This is a genomic window from Halobellus sp. LT62, from assembly GCF_037031285.1.
GTDB lineage: Archaea > Halobacteriota > Halobacteria > Halobacteriales > Haloferacaceae > Haloquadratum > Haloquadratum salinisoli.
In genome coordinates, this window is sequence record NZ_JAYEZO010000002.1 from 889,152 (window position 1) to 902,206 (window position 13,055).

Here is a 13,055-nt window from a genome sequence, read left to right on the forward strand (position 1 = left end):
GGTCACGCACCCCCGGTGTCATCCCATCGATCGCGAATCTCCCGCATCACGGCGCGGCTCGTCAGCTCCGCCGATGCCTCGGTGTAGCCGCGATCGACGAGTTCGTCGATCGTCCGCGCCTTCAGCCGCGCCGTCTCGGTGTTCGCCGGCGGATCGGTCCACTGTGCGGGATCGAAGTCCTCGTACCGCCGACGGACGTCGGCCCAGTCGTGCGCGGAGAGCACCGACTGGATGATCGGGATCCCCGAGAGATCGACGTCGCCGACGGCGAATCCCTCGTCGCGGTTCTGCCACGCGTAGCGGTTCAGCGCGGTGATGATCCGCTCGCGGCGGAAGCGCTTTACCGTCTCCGTCGGCGCGCTCCCGACGTAGTCGTCCTCTCCGAACCGACCGAGCTGTTCGATCTCGAAGAGCTTCATCCGCAGCGGGTCGGGATCGACGGGGCCCCGATCGGTCTCGACCTGTTCGTCGCCGTCCCACGCGTAGACGTGCTCGACGTACTCGGCGACCGTCTCGCGCTCGACGGAGTGATCGGCGAGCATCGCCGCGAGCACGTCGGACTCCTGTCTGTCGCGGACGTACTCGCGCGCCATCGCCGTCCGGCCCTCGTACTCGGCTCGCTCCGCGCGGGAGAACACGGGAGCGTCGTGCAGCCCCTCGACCATCGCGTCGAGAACGTCGTCGGGGAGCACGACGCGCTCGACGTCGAGGTCGGGGTGCCAGCGGTCGGTCTCTCCCTGCAACAGGTCCGCGACGACGTCGCGGGTGAACGTCACCGGGATTCCGTGCGAGCCCTCGCCCTCCCTGTCGAACGCGAACTCGTCGATCTCCGTCCGGTCGCCGTCCTCGTCGAGGTAGCCGACGTCGAAGAGCCGCGCCTTATCGAGCAGGTCGTACTCGGACGGGACGTCTTCGCCGTCGAGGCGCGTGAGGACGCTGTACATCGCCGCGCCGGCGATGGCGTGCGGGGCGAGTTCCCGGCGCTGGACCTCGCCGGGGCCGTTACGGACGTCGACGACGAGCGGCGCGCGGACGCGCTCGCGGAGCTCCTCCTCGCTGTCGACCTCCCAGACCGACGTCTCGTCGGTGAGTTCGCGGCGGATCAACTCGGCTTCGAGCGAGACGGTCGTGAGGTATCGGAACGCGTGCTTGTCCAGCCGACGCTTGAGCGCCTTCAGCGGGTCGTGGTCGTTGCGGTCGGCGTACTTGTCGAGCTCGGCGTCGAGGTCGGGGTTCGAGATGATGAGTAGCTGAGAGTCGACGTCCATCCCGATCCCCTTATCGAGCTTCACGCGACCCTCGTCGGGCACGTTGAGGAGCTTCTGGAGCAGGTCGGCGTGCTGGGAAGCGTCCTCGACGATCGTGAGCAGGCCGTTGCCCTGCGAGAGCACGCCGTCGTAGCTGAACGCCTGTGGGTTCTTCCGGCCGCGGGAGTCGAGTTCGCGGAGCATCCCGGGCATCCACGACCCCACGAGCCGCTCTTTGGGCGTCCCGTCGTCTTCCGAGTGGAGGACGCCGATTCCCCGCCCCACGTCGACGACGTAGTTCTTCACGCGCAGGTGTGCGGGGTCGGTCACCGCCGAGAACAACTCGCGAGCGCCGTTCCGACGGTACCGCTCTTCGAGGAGGTCGTACGCCTCTCGGGAGAACGGATCGAGCTCCTGATCGACGGCAATCGGAACGTGTCCGCCGTCGGCGTCGTTCAACGCGGTTAGCAGCTCCTCGCGGACGTCGCGGGGGAAGACCGACAGGGGGTGCGCCTGCACGGGGCTCTCGTACCAGTCGGCCTCCCGCTCGGTCCCGGTCGTCTCGCCGCCGTAGGAGAGCCCGCGGGTGTCGCCGCCTGACGCGACGTTCCACTCGATCGTGTAGCGGCGACCGGCGTCGGTCTTCGAGTACGCCCGCAGGCCGTTGATGAGACAGCGCTTCAGTTCGGATTTTCCGGTCGCCGTGGGGCCGTTGAACCAGATGATCTTCTCGGATTTCCCGCGTTCGGTTGCGATCGTTCTGAGGTCGTCGACGAAGCCGTTCAGAACGTCCGTATTCCCGAGCACGGCGTGCTCGCCGTCGTTCGCCGGGTCGTCGAAGAAGCGGTAGCGCTCGCGCGTCTCGCCCTCTTCGAGCACCGTGCGCGTCCCCGTCGACTCGATCGCGTCGAGGAGGTACTTCGCGGCGTGCGCGGCGATCGACGGCCGCTCGAACGCGGCGTCGACGTACTCGCGGAGACTCATCGGCTCCTCGTAGGTGCCGCGGAGGTGGTCGTCGGCGACGTCGACGTAGTCTCTCGACGAACCGCCGCCGTTCTCGGGGGTGTGTGCTGCGGTCATACTCACTCCTCGAGTTCGCTCTTTGCGACCTCAGCGCCGGCGAATTCGAGCACCTCGCGAGCGCCCGACGACGAGTACCCCTGCTCGATCAGCGCGTCGATCCACGCGCTCCGCTCGTCGTCGTCGAGCTCGTTCGCACTCACCAGCGCCGAGAAGTTGATGTTGTGCTTTTTGTCCTCCCAGAGCTTCCGCTCTAAGGCGCGGCGGAGCCGGTCGTTGTCCTGCGGGTCGAAGGAGGTGCCGTCGCGGGCGCGGCGGGAGACCCAGTTCGAGACCTCTTGGCGGAAGTCGTCCTTTCGGTCATCGGGGATCTCCAGTTTCTCCTCGACCGAGCGAAGGAAGGTCTCGTCGGGCTCCTGCTCGCGGCCGGTGAGTTCGTCCTCGACGGTGGCGTCGTCGATGTACGCCATCACGTGGTCCATGTACTTCTCGCCCTGCCGACGGATCTCGTCGACGTCGTAGGCGAGCGCGTGGCGGACGTCCTCGATGGCTCGGTTCTTGTACTCTTCTCGCACCAGTTCGAGGTATCGGTGGTAGCGGTCGAGGTTGTCCTCCGGGATCGACCCGTGGTTCTCCAAGTTGGCCTCGAAGTGCGAGAACACCGACAGCGACGAGAGATACGAGCGTCCGCGGTGCGTCGAGTCCATGATCGCCTCGGCGATCTCGTCGCCGATGAACCGCGCGGAGACGCCGTCCATCCCCTCGCCGATGTCGGCCGCGGCCTCGCCGTTCTCGCGGAGCTTTCTGACGTCGATGTCGTCGCCGTCGTCGATTTCGCCGTTATAGGCCTTCGCCTTCTGGACCAGCGAGACCGACTCGTCGGGCTCGGTGATCCGCGTGAGGACGCCGAACAGCCCGGCCATCTCCAGCGTGTGCGGCTCGATGTGCATATCCGGCACGTCGGCGTTCCGGAGCATTTTCCGGTAGATCTCGGCCTCCTCGTCGTATTCGAGGACGTACGGGAAGTCGATCCGCTTCGTGCGATCGTTGAACGCCTCCATCTTCTCGTCGCCCTTCTTTTCCCGATATTCGGGCATATTCGTCCGCCCGACGATCACTTGATCGATGTCGATTCGGGGGTTGTTCTTCGGCTTGATCGTCTGCTCTTGGGAGGCGTGCAGGAAGTCATAGAGGAACTCCCGCTGGAGCTTCAGCAGTTCCTCGCCCGAAAAGAGCCCTCGGTTCGCGTTGCAGAACGCACCGGAGTAGTCGAACGCGCGGGGATCCGACTCGCCGTAGACCGCTAGCTTCGAGTAGTTGACGTCGCCGGTGAGTTCGGTCTCGTCTTGGTTCTTCTTGTCCTTCGGCTCGAACGTCTCGACACACTGGCGCTTGTTCTCGCTCGCGACGAGGCGGACGATCTCGATGTGGTTCTCCAGTACCTCCTGTAGCTCGTCGTCGTACTTCGCCAACAGCGCGTCGAGGTAGAACTCCGAGGCGGGATCGAGCGTCTGATCGTTCCGGATCGTGTAGGGCGCATCCAGCGTCTCGTTCAGGCGCTCGATCACCTCGTCGCGCTGGGGCTGCGGCAAGAGGACGAGCGGGTCCTGATTCATCGGCGACGTGACGACGTCGTCCCCGGGGTCCTGATCGCGGATGACGTCGCAGAGGTTCGTCCAGCGGAAGGTGTACATCCGCCCGGCGTCCGTCGTCGTGTAATCCTCGAAGTAGCGTCTGACCATCCAGTCGAAGTGCGACTTCCCCGAGCCGACCGGCCCGAGGAGGAGCTTGATCCGTTTCTGTGGTCCGAGCCCGCGAGCCCCCGACTTCACTTTGTTTACGAACTCGTGAATCGACTCGTGAACCTCCCTGCCATAAAAGGTGTTCTCGCCGTCGTGAAGGGGGTCTTCGGAGGCCATCCGGTACTCGACCACGCCGGCCTGTTCGTCGTAGTCGGTGCCGTAGTGATCGAACATATCGGCCACCCGCTGGTGGGCGTTTCGGGCGATCCGCGGATCTTCGTACACCGCGTCGAGGTACCAACCGAAGCGCTTGGCTTCGCGGAGGTCTTCGGGCACCGAGTCCTTGTACGCTCGACTCAGGGTTTCGAGGGTTTCTCTGTCACCGTTCATTGTTGTATCCGTCCCGGGGAGCGATGCGGCCGCCGCACCGTGGGCGCGGGAGCCGCGGCGGACGTTTCGTCCGCCCGCGACACCTTGGTAAGTCTCACCATACCAAAGCACACACGCGCAACGAGACTTCGCGGGGGCGACGGCGACTAGACGGCGACAGGGCGACAGAACGTCTTGGGTAGGCAGGCGGTACGTGTGCAGGCGGTCGCTCGATCCGATCGACCGAGACTGAACGTGTGTGAGTGGTGAACACACATAAGACTTCCTGCGATTCAGCACTACCCCCACTTCGCTCGGCGACTGCTGCCGAGACCGGCGACACCAACGAGACAGTATTTGTGACTGGACGTCAACCCGTAGATATGGACGTGGCTTCGCGACGTCGACTGGACCACACCGTTGCATCAGCGCGGACGCCGTCGGGCCGGCGGAGACCCACACCGACCCGACAATGACGGACGACGACCGAGAGAAGGCCGACGACTCCACGAAGGGCGACGCCGACCCGGCGAAAACCGACGACGAGCCGCCCGCCGGTTGGTCGCTCTGGAACGACGAGCCGCGCGGCCGCCGGATTCTCGTGTTCCGGCCCGACGTGTTCAACGAGGGCAACGACCTCCCCGCCGAGTGCATCCCCACGATTCTCGTCTCGAATCGCTCGCGGGCGAAGCGGCCGGGTGCCTCCCAGATCCCGACCGACACGTGGCACGTCGTCCTCACGCTCGAACCCGACGTCGAGGCCGTCGTCGAGGACTACGAGAGCCGCGAGGCGGCCGTCGCGGGCGCGAACGAACTCGCGCGTCGATTCGCCGCCGGCGACGTCGACTACCGAGCGGCGTATCAGCTCCCCCGCGAGGACTATCTCGACCGTCTCGACAGCGTGGTCGAGGCGTGAACGAGCCGCGAACGAGCCGTCGTCTACGACGCGACCGAGGCGTGGGTGAGCCGCGGTCCGTCGCGACCGCTCACCACCGCGCGTACGGCGTGCCGCTCGCGACCCGCTCGACGTACGTCCCCTGCATCTCGGCGATCGCGTCCGGGGGCGATGCGCCGTCGGCGACGCGCTCGCGAACGCTGGCGCGCTTCCACGCACTGGGCGCGGTGTGCGTCGCCTCGCGGCGCGTCTCGATCGGATCGAGCGCCCACTCGATCGTCTCGCTCCCGACGCCGAGTTCGTCGAGCCCGCGGCGCGCGAGCGCGAACAGCTCGTCGTAGATTCGCCCCGTCGCGGTCGTGTGCTCGCCGTCTCGTGTCACCCACCGCAGGTCGGCGTCGGGGCCGTCGTCGACCGCCGCGTAGAACGACGCCTTCGCGTCCGCCCACGGCAGCGTCGCCAGCGGGTGTTCGGTCGCGTCGACGCCGCGCAGGACGCCCGTGACGAGCGCCTGCACCCCGATCGTGTCCCTGATCGTCGGCTGCGTCGGGAGCGGCCGGTACTCGATCCGGACCGAGTCCGTCGCTCCGTGGGGGTCGGGGCCGCCGTCGTCCGTCCGCGGGATCTCGCCGCCGAACACCGGCCGGACCCAGCGCCAGTACGTGCCGCGCTTCGCGGCGAACGCACGGTAGCTTTCGGTGTCCTCGCCATCGTCGTCCACTCCACCATCATCGCCGCCGTCCGCTCCACCATCATCACCGTCGTCGAGCTCGGGCGGCGCGACGAGCGTCGGATCGGCCGCGATCCGCCCGATCAGTTCGTCGACGGTCTTCACGTCGCGCGGGACGCGACACTTGTTCGACCCCTCGTCGACCGAGCGCTCGAAGATCGGGATCCGAAGCTCGTGCGGCGTCTCGGCGAGGAGGTTCTCGAACTCCTCGCTGCCGTCGGCGAGCGCTTCCTCGTACAGGTCCGCGGGGAGGAACGGCGAGTTCGCCGACAGCGAGAGGACCGGCCCCATCGTCCGCGTGGCGACGTTCAGATACCGCGGGACGTCGGTCGGATCGGGAACCTGCAGGTGCGGCTGCACCGACGTCGCGAGCGACTCGACGAGCATCGACTCCGCCGACGCGAGCCCCGGCAGATCGAGTTCGATCCGGCCGCCGTTGCGCTCGCGGATCTCCTGATCGAGGGCGACGTAGCGGGGGACCGGTCGCATCCCGTCGGCGAGAAAGACGCCGTCGACGTTCCGCCCGCTCCCGAGGTAGTGCCGCGTTCCCGACTCCGGCGGCACCGTCCACATCGCGTCGAAAACGAATCTGCGATCGGACTGCCGGAGGGTCTCGTCGACCGATTCGTGAATCGACCGCAGTTCCTCCGACTGCCGTCGGACTCCGGCGTCGGAGACGACGTCCGGGCTCGTGTGCAGTTCGACGTTGTGCACGCCGAGTTCGCGGCTACAACCGTCCGTCTCGAAGACGTCCTCCGGCGCGGCGGCGAGCCGCCCCTCGTCGTCGACGACGTAGCCTTCGAGTTCGAGCCCGACCGCGAACGCCTCCGCGTCGAACTCGCCCGTGCGGATCGCCGCCCGTAACGAGTCGGCCTCCCGGTCGACACGTCGCTCGAACGCGGCGCGTCGGTCCGGGTCGAGCGCCGTACGGACGGATTCGATCGTCTCCATCATGCCTCCCTATCGCGTCCGACGGGTACTGATACTGTCGGCTCGGTGTCCATAGAGCGGCCACGACGAGGCTCACCGTTCGTCCGCGTCGCTCGCGTCAGTCGTCCGCAAAATGAGCGGGCCGATCGAAAGCGTGCGCTTCGCGATCGTCCCGATTCGGAGGACGAACGAGAGGAGGATCGCGAAGGGTGCGAGCGCGAGCGACGCCGTGGCCGCGACGATCCAGACGTAGTGGGCGATACCGAGCGTCCATCCCGACACCGCCTGCAGCACGCCGTGGAACAGGAGGACGTTGGTCGCGACGACGAGCGCTGGAACGGCGCTGTACAGCATCGCCCGCGAGAGGTTCACGAGTTCCCACTGGAAGTACAGCGTCTTGATGTGCTCTCTGGTCGGGCCGAACAGCGTCAACACCAAGATGACGTCGTCGAGGGCGGCAGCGATAGACGACTCGACCTCCGTGATCGACGATTCGGGCCCGTCGGTCGACGGCTCCTCGGAAATCGATGACTCACCGTCGGTCGACGATCCTTCGTCGAACAGCGTCCGCAACCGCCGGGCCTCGTATATCTTCCACGAGTAATTGAAGTTCAACGCCGCAGAGAGCACGCCGAACGTCCCGAACTCCCGTCCTTCGAGTTCCGATTCGACCGACGACGCGTGCCGTTGGAGGTCCTCGGCGTATTCGCGCACTTGCTCGACCGCGTCGGCGTCGTCGCCGGTCGGAGCCGCTTCGGACGGTACATCCTCCGCGGCCGTGTCGCCAACTGCAGAAAGCGCTCGGGCGCGCGTTTCGACGGCGGCGATCAACTCGCGGAGGAAATTTGCCGGCGTCGCTGGCGCGATATCGGGACCGATCACGTCCTCGACGTCCCGTCGGAACGACATCGCGCCTTCCATCCGCTCGCGCTGATCGCCAAGCGCGCCGAGCTCTTGGGAGAGGACAAGCGAGTTGATCGAGACGACGAGCGTGACGCCCGTGATCGTCGCGGTCACGAGGGCCTGAAAGAGCGTTTCGACGGGGTCGTCGACGGCGATGAGCACCCGGTTCGGGACGACGGTCGCGACGGCGATAATTCCGAGAAAAAACACCGCGACGACCAGTCCGGCGACGATCCACCGGTTCGCTTCGAGCAGCAGCCAGAGCTTCACACGGCTCTCCTCACCCCGGCGTCGCATCGTATCGCTCGGTTCGTTCGTGTCGGTCGAGTCTGTGGAACGCTCGTCTCCCATTTGAATCTCCGAGTGGCTCTCTCGTCGGTCTCCGTCGTCGCCCGCCGCGGTGTCCAGACGGGCCGGAATCGCGCCGCGTGGTCGATCGAATCGATTCGCGTTCTCTCGCATCGATACGCTTTCTCTCGCATCGATTCGCGTTCTCCCGCTCCGCTGTCGTCTCCCGATTCGCGCTACCGCCGTGCTCAGTTCTCGTCGTCTTTCAGCTCCTCTAGCTCGGCTTCGACCTCGGCGTCGTCGACGTCGACCTCGGCGGTGGCGGTCTCAGCGTCTGCCTCGGTGTCCGCATCCGTCGTCTCGCCCTCGTCCGTCTCTGCCGCGACGCCGTCGCCCATCTCCGCTTTCAGCGTCTCCAGTTCGGAGTCGACCTCGGCGTCGGACCGGCCGCTTTCGAGTTCGCGGTCGATGCTGTCTTTGTCGGACATCGCGTCCTCGAACGCGCCGGTGTCGACGAGTTCGTCCATCGCCTCCGAGCGGGCCTCCATCTCGTCGGTCCGCTCCTCGGCCCGCTCGATTGCCCGAGAGACGTCGGACATCTCGTCGCCGACGCCCGTCATCGCCTCGGAGACGCGAGATGACGCCTCTGCGGCCTCGTATCGCGCCTTCATCGTCTCCTTTTTCGTGCGGAACTCCTCGATGCGGTTCTGGAGTTCGTTCTTCTTCTCGACGAGGTTCTCCTGCGTCGACTGAAGTTCCGCGATCTGGCCCTCCAACTCCTCGATCTGGTTCATCTTCGCCTGCTTCTTTTCCAGCGCTTGCCGCGCGAGGTCGTCGCGGTCCTGTCGGACGGCCTCTCTGGCCTGCTCGTTGTGCTTTTCGACGTTCTCTTCGAGCCGTCGCTTCTGGATTTCGAGGCGCTTCTTTTGCGTGGTCAGGTCGGCGATGCCCTGTTTGACGTCCTGTAGTTCGTCGCGCATCTGCTCGTAGGAGTAATCGAGCGTCTCCGTCGGATCCTCCGCGCGGTTGAGGAGGGCGTTCAGCTTCGAACGGACGACGTAGGACGCGCGTGAGAGGATTCCCATACGTCTCACGTTGGGCACGGCGGAGTTAAAACCTCACGTGCGGAAGCGCCGGTATCCGAATGAGCGATCCGATATTCCTCCCCGGTGGTCGCGACGCCCGCGGGACGCTCGACGCTGTCGCGGACGACGACGAGCGCGGCCCCTCGCGGGGCAACGCAGACAGCGCAGCCACCGCCAACGCGTGCGTCGTCGCCTGCCCGCCACATCCCCAGCACGGGGGCACCCGTCGCGACCAGCGGCTCCGCGCGGTGAGCGACGAACTGAGTGAACGAAAAATCGACTGCCTGCGGTTCGACTACGGTCCGTGGGACGGCGGCCGCGGCGAGCGGACCGACGTCTGCAACGCCGTCGCGTGGGCTCGGGAGCGGTACGACCGCGTCGCGCTCTTCGGCTTCAGTTTCGGCGGTGCGCTCGCGCTCTCGGCCGCCAACAACGGTGCAGCCGTCGACGCCGTCGCCGCGCTCGCCCCGCCCGCACGCCTCGGAACCGAACGCTCAGATCCCGACGCGCCCGACAACCCGGACGTCGGCGGTGTCGACGCCGTCGCCGACCTCGACGAGATGTCCGCGGATCTCCCGGTGCAAATCCTCTACGGCACCCGCGACGACGTCGCCGACGTCGGACCGGTCGTCGCCGCCGCTCGCAAGCGCGGATTCGCGGTCGTCGAGTTCGCCGCGGATCACTTCTTCGTCGGCCAAGAGGCGAAGGTCGCAGACGCCGTCGTCGACTTCCTCGAACCGCCCCTTCAGGCGGAGGACTCGCGGTAGCCCGCCGCGAAGGAGACGGCGATCGCGACGGCCCCGGCGACGACCGCGAACGTCCAGAAGCCGGCCCACGCGGCCGCGCCGAGGCTCGTCGTCACCGCGTACGTCAGCACGACGGCAGCCACGCCGCCGCCGACGGGGACCAAAAATGGAAGATCAGACCACTGGCCGCCCGCATTGGCGTACTCGACGGCGTAGCCCCAGAGGTTGCCGACGGTGAAGCGGAGGACGACGACTGCGAGGAGTCCGGCGATGATGGCGCTGACGGCGGCAAACGGGGTGAGCGACGGGAGATCGCCGAATCCCGATACCGAGCGCTGGATCGACCCGACAGCGCCAAACAGGAACGCCGCGATGTCGAGGAGGTACCACGGGCGGAAGCGGTCGCGGAGGGCTGATTGGAGGGACACAGCGTCGCATTCGTCGGCCGAGGGTAATAATCTCGGGTTCCAGCGGGGGATCGAACGCATTGGAGGCGGACAATACGGCGCGGGGGCTCCAGTCGAACGCCAGCGCAGCCTCCGCTTATCGACCTTTTATCGCCACGAGCAGCGCAGCGAGTGCGAAGGGGATTCCGACCACCAGATTCGTCGTGGAGAGATCGGAGCTGACCTCGGAAACAAACTCGGAAACGGGGTCCGATTCCGGCGTCGACGCGGGAGCGTCCGCCGGTGTCGACCCGAGTGCCGTCGGGGTCGACTCCAGTCTGATGGACATCGTGGAAACCCTGTGGCTACCGCTTGTGTCCGCGAGGAGCAGATCGACCCGTATCGACTCGGATACGACTGGCTCCGCTACGGTCCCCTCCGTGACAGTCACCTCATCAGCGGGATCAGCCGGTTCGAGCACGGTCTCTCCGTTGGGACCGTACGGCTGGAAGCGGACAGCAACGCGACCGTCGTCGTTGCCGTCGGTGGCGACGGTCTCGACGGTTGTTTCACCGGCGTCGATTGCCAGCGTGACCGACGCAGGACCCGGCTGTTCTCCGGGCGAGAGGTTGATGGCAAACTCAAACGCCTCGCTCGCGTCGCCGCTGAGATCGGTCGTCTCGTCGGCGAATTTCGGCGGGGGACCGAACGCGCTGGCGTTCGGTTGCGGCGGGTTCTGTGACGTCAGCACGTAGGGGTCGAGCCACGAAGCGGTCTCTTCGTCCGCGAGATCGACGATTATCTCGCGGAAATCCGTGTAGGTGAGCGCCCCGTACCGCTCGTCGTATTGGTTGACCCGTCGCATTACGTCGTGAATCGTCGCCTCGCCGTCTGTCGCCTCCCGGAGTTTCGCGTCCAAGGCGAACAGCAGCCGCGAGCCTTTCTGGTAGTCAGTTTTGTGGCCCCAGGTGTTCGGTTCGGCTAAGGTGCTGTCGTTGTGGTGGTCCCCTCGCGGCCACCTGCCGTCCGGATCAGTCCGTTCTAGCAGTTTCGCCCGTTTGATCCTGAGCTCACCGTTGGCTGCTTGGAAATCCGATCCGTAGTACGTGGCGCTGGCTTCGGAGAACCACGCCATCTTCTTTCCGAACGTCGCACGCTCGTTGATGTGTGCGGTCTCGTGGATGTAGATTTCGAGAGGAGACCCCGCGTGGATCACTGCGGTCGAACCGCTCGCTCCTCCGGCCGCGAACTGCCCCTCGAGAACGAAGAGATAGACGTCTCGGTGCGGATCTCCGTCGATGGTCCGATCGGTCGCCGCGGCCACCGTGATCGCTTCTTCCGGCGACACGGCCATATCGACCCGATCCGGCACGAATAGTGTGATATTCTTTCCATCCGCAGTCTCGGTGTACGTGCTGTATACGCCGAGTATCACCTCTCCGGCCACGTACCTGACCTCATCAGATACCCGGACGCTCGTGTCCAAGTGGAAGCCGACGGGTTGGTTATACACGGCGTCGACGTGGCCGTCCTCGGGTGGATCCCCGCGTTGAATTGAGCCATATATCCGCGGCGTATCGACGCGGTGCATACCGCCGTTTGTGTCGTTAGGAAGCGTGTGTTCGACTGTGATCGAGGGCGCTGTCGTCTCCGTGTCCCACGATAACTGTTGGCTGTTCTCGAACCCTGTCGTCGCGACCACGGAATACCCGTCGTCCGGTGAGACACTCTCGACATCGAACAGCGTGGTGTCGTCCGGGAGATCGAACGTATACGTGAACTGCACTCCGTCGGTCCCGTTGAGACGTTCGATTTCGATTGTGGTGGGGACCACTCTCTCCTCGGCGACCGCGGCAGATACCTGTGGCTGTCTTGACTCGATCTCGCTGCCAGTTACAGCCTCAAAGCCGCCAGTGTTGGATCCGGTCGCGGTGTCGGCAAAGGCGGCGGTGGCTGGTCCGGATGCGCCAGCGACGACGGGAGACAGCGTCATCGTCGCGAGTGCGAGACAGATTCCGACGACAACCACGCTGGATCGATACGATCGACTCATACGGATGAGTAATCAGTTGAGGAGTCGTCCAGTATCGACGTGACGATCATATTCTCAGTGTTTTCGCTCAAGCTTCGTCTCCAGTACCTCTTCGTCTTCGGTTCTTCAAAATAAATTATTGGGTCCCCGTCACGTCTGCAACTGACTGCATCTCTGATCGCACGACAGCGTTCGATCGAGTGAGAATGTGTGCAAACGCGACGGTTCTTGCCCAGATACTTCTCAGACTCTGCGCGGTGCGACAGAGTCGTCCCCCTAGTTATACCCTCGCCACCGATGCCCGCACTCGGTACACTTGAAAAAGCGCGTCGGCGGCTCGTCGGCGGAGCCGGTCTGTTTGATCGTGTACCACGCTTTCTGCGCACCACACTCGTCGCAAACGACGTCGGTCGCGGTCGGCTTGCCCTCGAAGTTGGCGTCTTCGGTCGTCTCGATGACGTCGTCGTCGCTCTGCTCCTCCGTGGAGACGAACTGCGCGGCCAACTCCTCGTCCTGTTCGGCCTCTCCGCCGCAGTCGTCGTTCGTGCAGACCATCGTCCCGTCGCGAGAGACCATCATCGAACCGCAGTCGTCGCAGAACTGCATTTCCCTCCCCTTCTCGACGCGGACACAAGTGTCTCTCGGGTGTCGGTCGCCGACGCTGTAGGCGGCTCCAACCGCC

Annotated in this window: 10 protein-coding genes; 2 read left to right on the top strand and 8 right to left on the bottom strand. The window is 65.5% G+C overall.

Translation table 11 applies throughout. The features are described from left to right. Positions 1-2: 2 nt before the first annotated feature. Together U5919_RS13805 and U5919_RS13810 are read right to left on the bottom strand one after the other, a co-directional pair. Positions 3-2,327, bottom strand: coding sequence for a PrkA family serine protein kinase (locus U5919_RS13805; RefSeq protein WP_336025015.1), 2,325 nt, complete (start codon positions 2,325-2,327; stop codon positions 3-5). A gap of 2 nt (positions 2,328-2,329) precedes the next feature. Then, positions 2,330-4,399, bottom strand: a complete 2,070-nt coding sequence (locus tag U5919_RS13810; RefSeq protein ID WP_336025016.1) for a PrkA family serine protein kinase — start codon at positions 4,397-4,399, stop codon at positions 2,330-2,332. A 451-nt stretch (positions 4,400-4,850) separates the two neighbouring features. On the opposite strand from U5919_RS13810, the gene U5919_RS13815 reads away from it, so the two are divergent. Next, on the top strand, positions 4,851-5,294 hold the full coding sequence (locus tag U5919_RS13815) for a DUF5820 family protein (RefSeq protein WP_336025017.1): 444 nt from the start codon (positions 4,851-4,853) through the stop codon (positions 5,292-5,294). A gap of 70 nt (positions 5,295-5,364) precedes the next feature. Here the strand turns inward: U5919_RS13815 and U5919_RS13820 are convergent, their stop codons facing one another. The 3 genes from U5919_RS13820 to U5919_RS13830 form a co-directional block, all read right to left on the bottom strand. Next, a complete protein-coding gene (locus U5919_RS13820; RefSeq protein ID WP_336025018.1) occupies positions 5,365-6,954 on the bottom strand; it encodes a glutamate-cysteine ligase family protein in 1,590 nt (529 codons plus the stop codon). A 72-nt stretch (positions 6,955-7,026) separates the two neighbouring features. Then, complete coding sequence (locus U5919_RS13825) at positions 7,027-8,298, bottom strand: DUF7972 family membrane protein (RefSeq protein ID WP_345786349.1); 1,272 nt, start codon at positions 8,296-8,298, stop codon at positions 7,027-7,029. A gap of 74 nt (positions 8,299-8,372) precedes the next feature. Beyond that, positions 8,373-9,209: a PspA/IM30 family protein gene (locus U5919_RS13830; protein ID WP_336025019.1), complete on the bottom strand. Its 837-nt coding sequence runs from the start codon at positions 9,207-9,209 to the stop codon at positions 8,373-8,375. A 59-nt stretch (positions 9,210-9,268) separates the two neighbouring features. On the opposite strand from U5919_RS13830, the gene U5919_RS13835 reads away from it, so the two are divergent. Next, positions 9,269-9,976 (top strand): alpha/beta hydrolase, encoded by a 708-nt coding sequence (locus U5919_RS13835; protein ID WP_336025020.1) that lies wholly within the window; start codon positions 9,269-9,271, stop codon positions 9,974-9,976. Here U5919_RS13835 and U5919_RS13840 read toward each other — a convergent pair. From U5919_RS13840 to U5919_RS13850, 3 genes are all read right to left on the bottom strand, one after another. After that, complete coding sequence (locus tag U5919_RS13840) at positions 9,955-10,383, bottom strand: hypothetical protein (RefSeq protein ID WP_336025021.1); 429 nt, start codon at positions 10,381-10,383, stop codon at positions 9,955-9,957. The genes U5919_RS13835 and U5919_RS13840 overlap by 22 nt on opposite strands. 115 nt (positions 10,384-10,498) lie before the next feature. Continuing rightward, entirely contained in the window at positions 10,499-12,394 is a 1,896-nt protein-coding gene (locus tag U5919_RS13845; RefSeq protein WP_336025022.1) for a M61 metallopeptidase family protein, read from the bottom strand. A gap of 255 nt (positions 12,395-12,649) precedes the next feature. Beyond that, positions 12,650-12,979: a transcription factor S gene (locus U5919_RS13850; protein ID WP_336025023.1), complete on the bottom strand. Its 330-nt coding sequence runs from the start codon at positions 12,977-12,979 to the stop codon at positions 12,650-12,652. Between the last annotated feature and the right edge of the window lie 76 nt (positions 12,980-13,055).

Bases quoted from the DNA above. Each gene is read 5' to 3' on its own strand.
- U5919_RS13805 (WP_336025015.1), bottom strand. From the start codon at position 2,327: ATGACCGCAGCACACACCCCCGAGAACGGCGGCGGTTCGTCGAGAGAC.
- U5919_RS13810 (WP_336025016.1), bottom strand. From the start codon at position 4,399: ATGAACGGTGACAGAGAAACCCTCGAAACCCTGAGTCGAGCGTACAAG.
- U5919_RS13815 (WP_336025017.1), top strand. From the start codon at position 4,851: ATGACGGACGACGACCGAGAGAAGGCCGACGACTCCACGAAGGGCGAC.
- U5919_RS13820 (WP_336025018.1), bottom strand. From the start codon at position 6,954: ATGGAGACGATCGAATCCGTCCGTACGGCGCTCGACCCGGACCGACGC.
- U5919_RS13825 (WP_345786349.1), bottom strand. From the start codon at position 8,298: ATGCGAGAGAACGCGAATCGATTCGATCGACCACGCGGCGCGATTCCG.
- U5919_RS13830 (WP_336025019.1), bottom strand. From the start codon at position 9,209: ATGGGAATCCTCTCACGCGCGTCCTACGTCGTCCGTTCGAAGCTGAAC.
- U5919_RS13835 (WP_336025020.1), top strand. From the start codon at position 9,269: ATGAGCGATCCGATATTCCTCCCCGGTGGTCGCGACGCCCGCGGGACG.
- U5919_RS13845 (WP_336025022.1), bottom strand. From the start codon at position 12,394: ATGAGTCGATCGTATCGATCCAGCGTGGTTGTCGTCGGAATCTGTCTC.
- U5919_RS13850 (WP_336025023.1), bottom strand. From the start codon at position 12,979: ATGCAGTTCTGCGACGACTGCGGTTCGATGATGGTCTCTCGCGACGGG.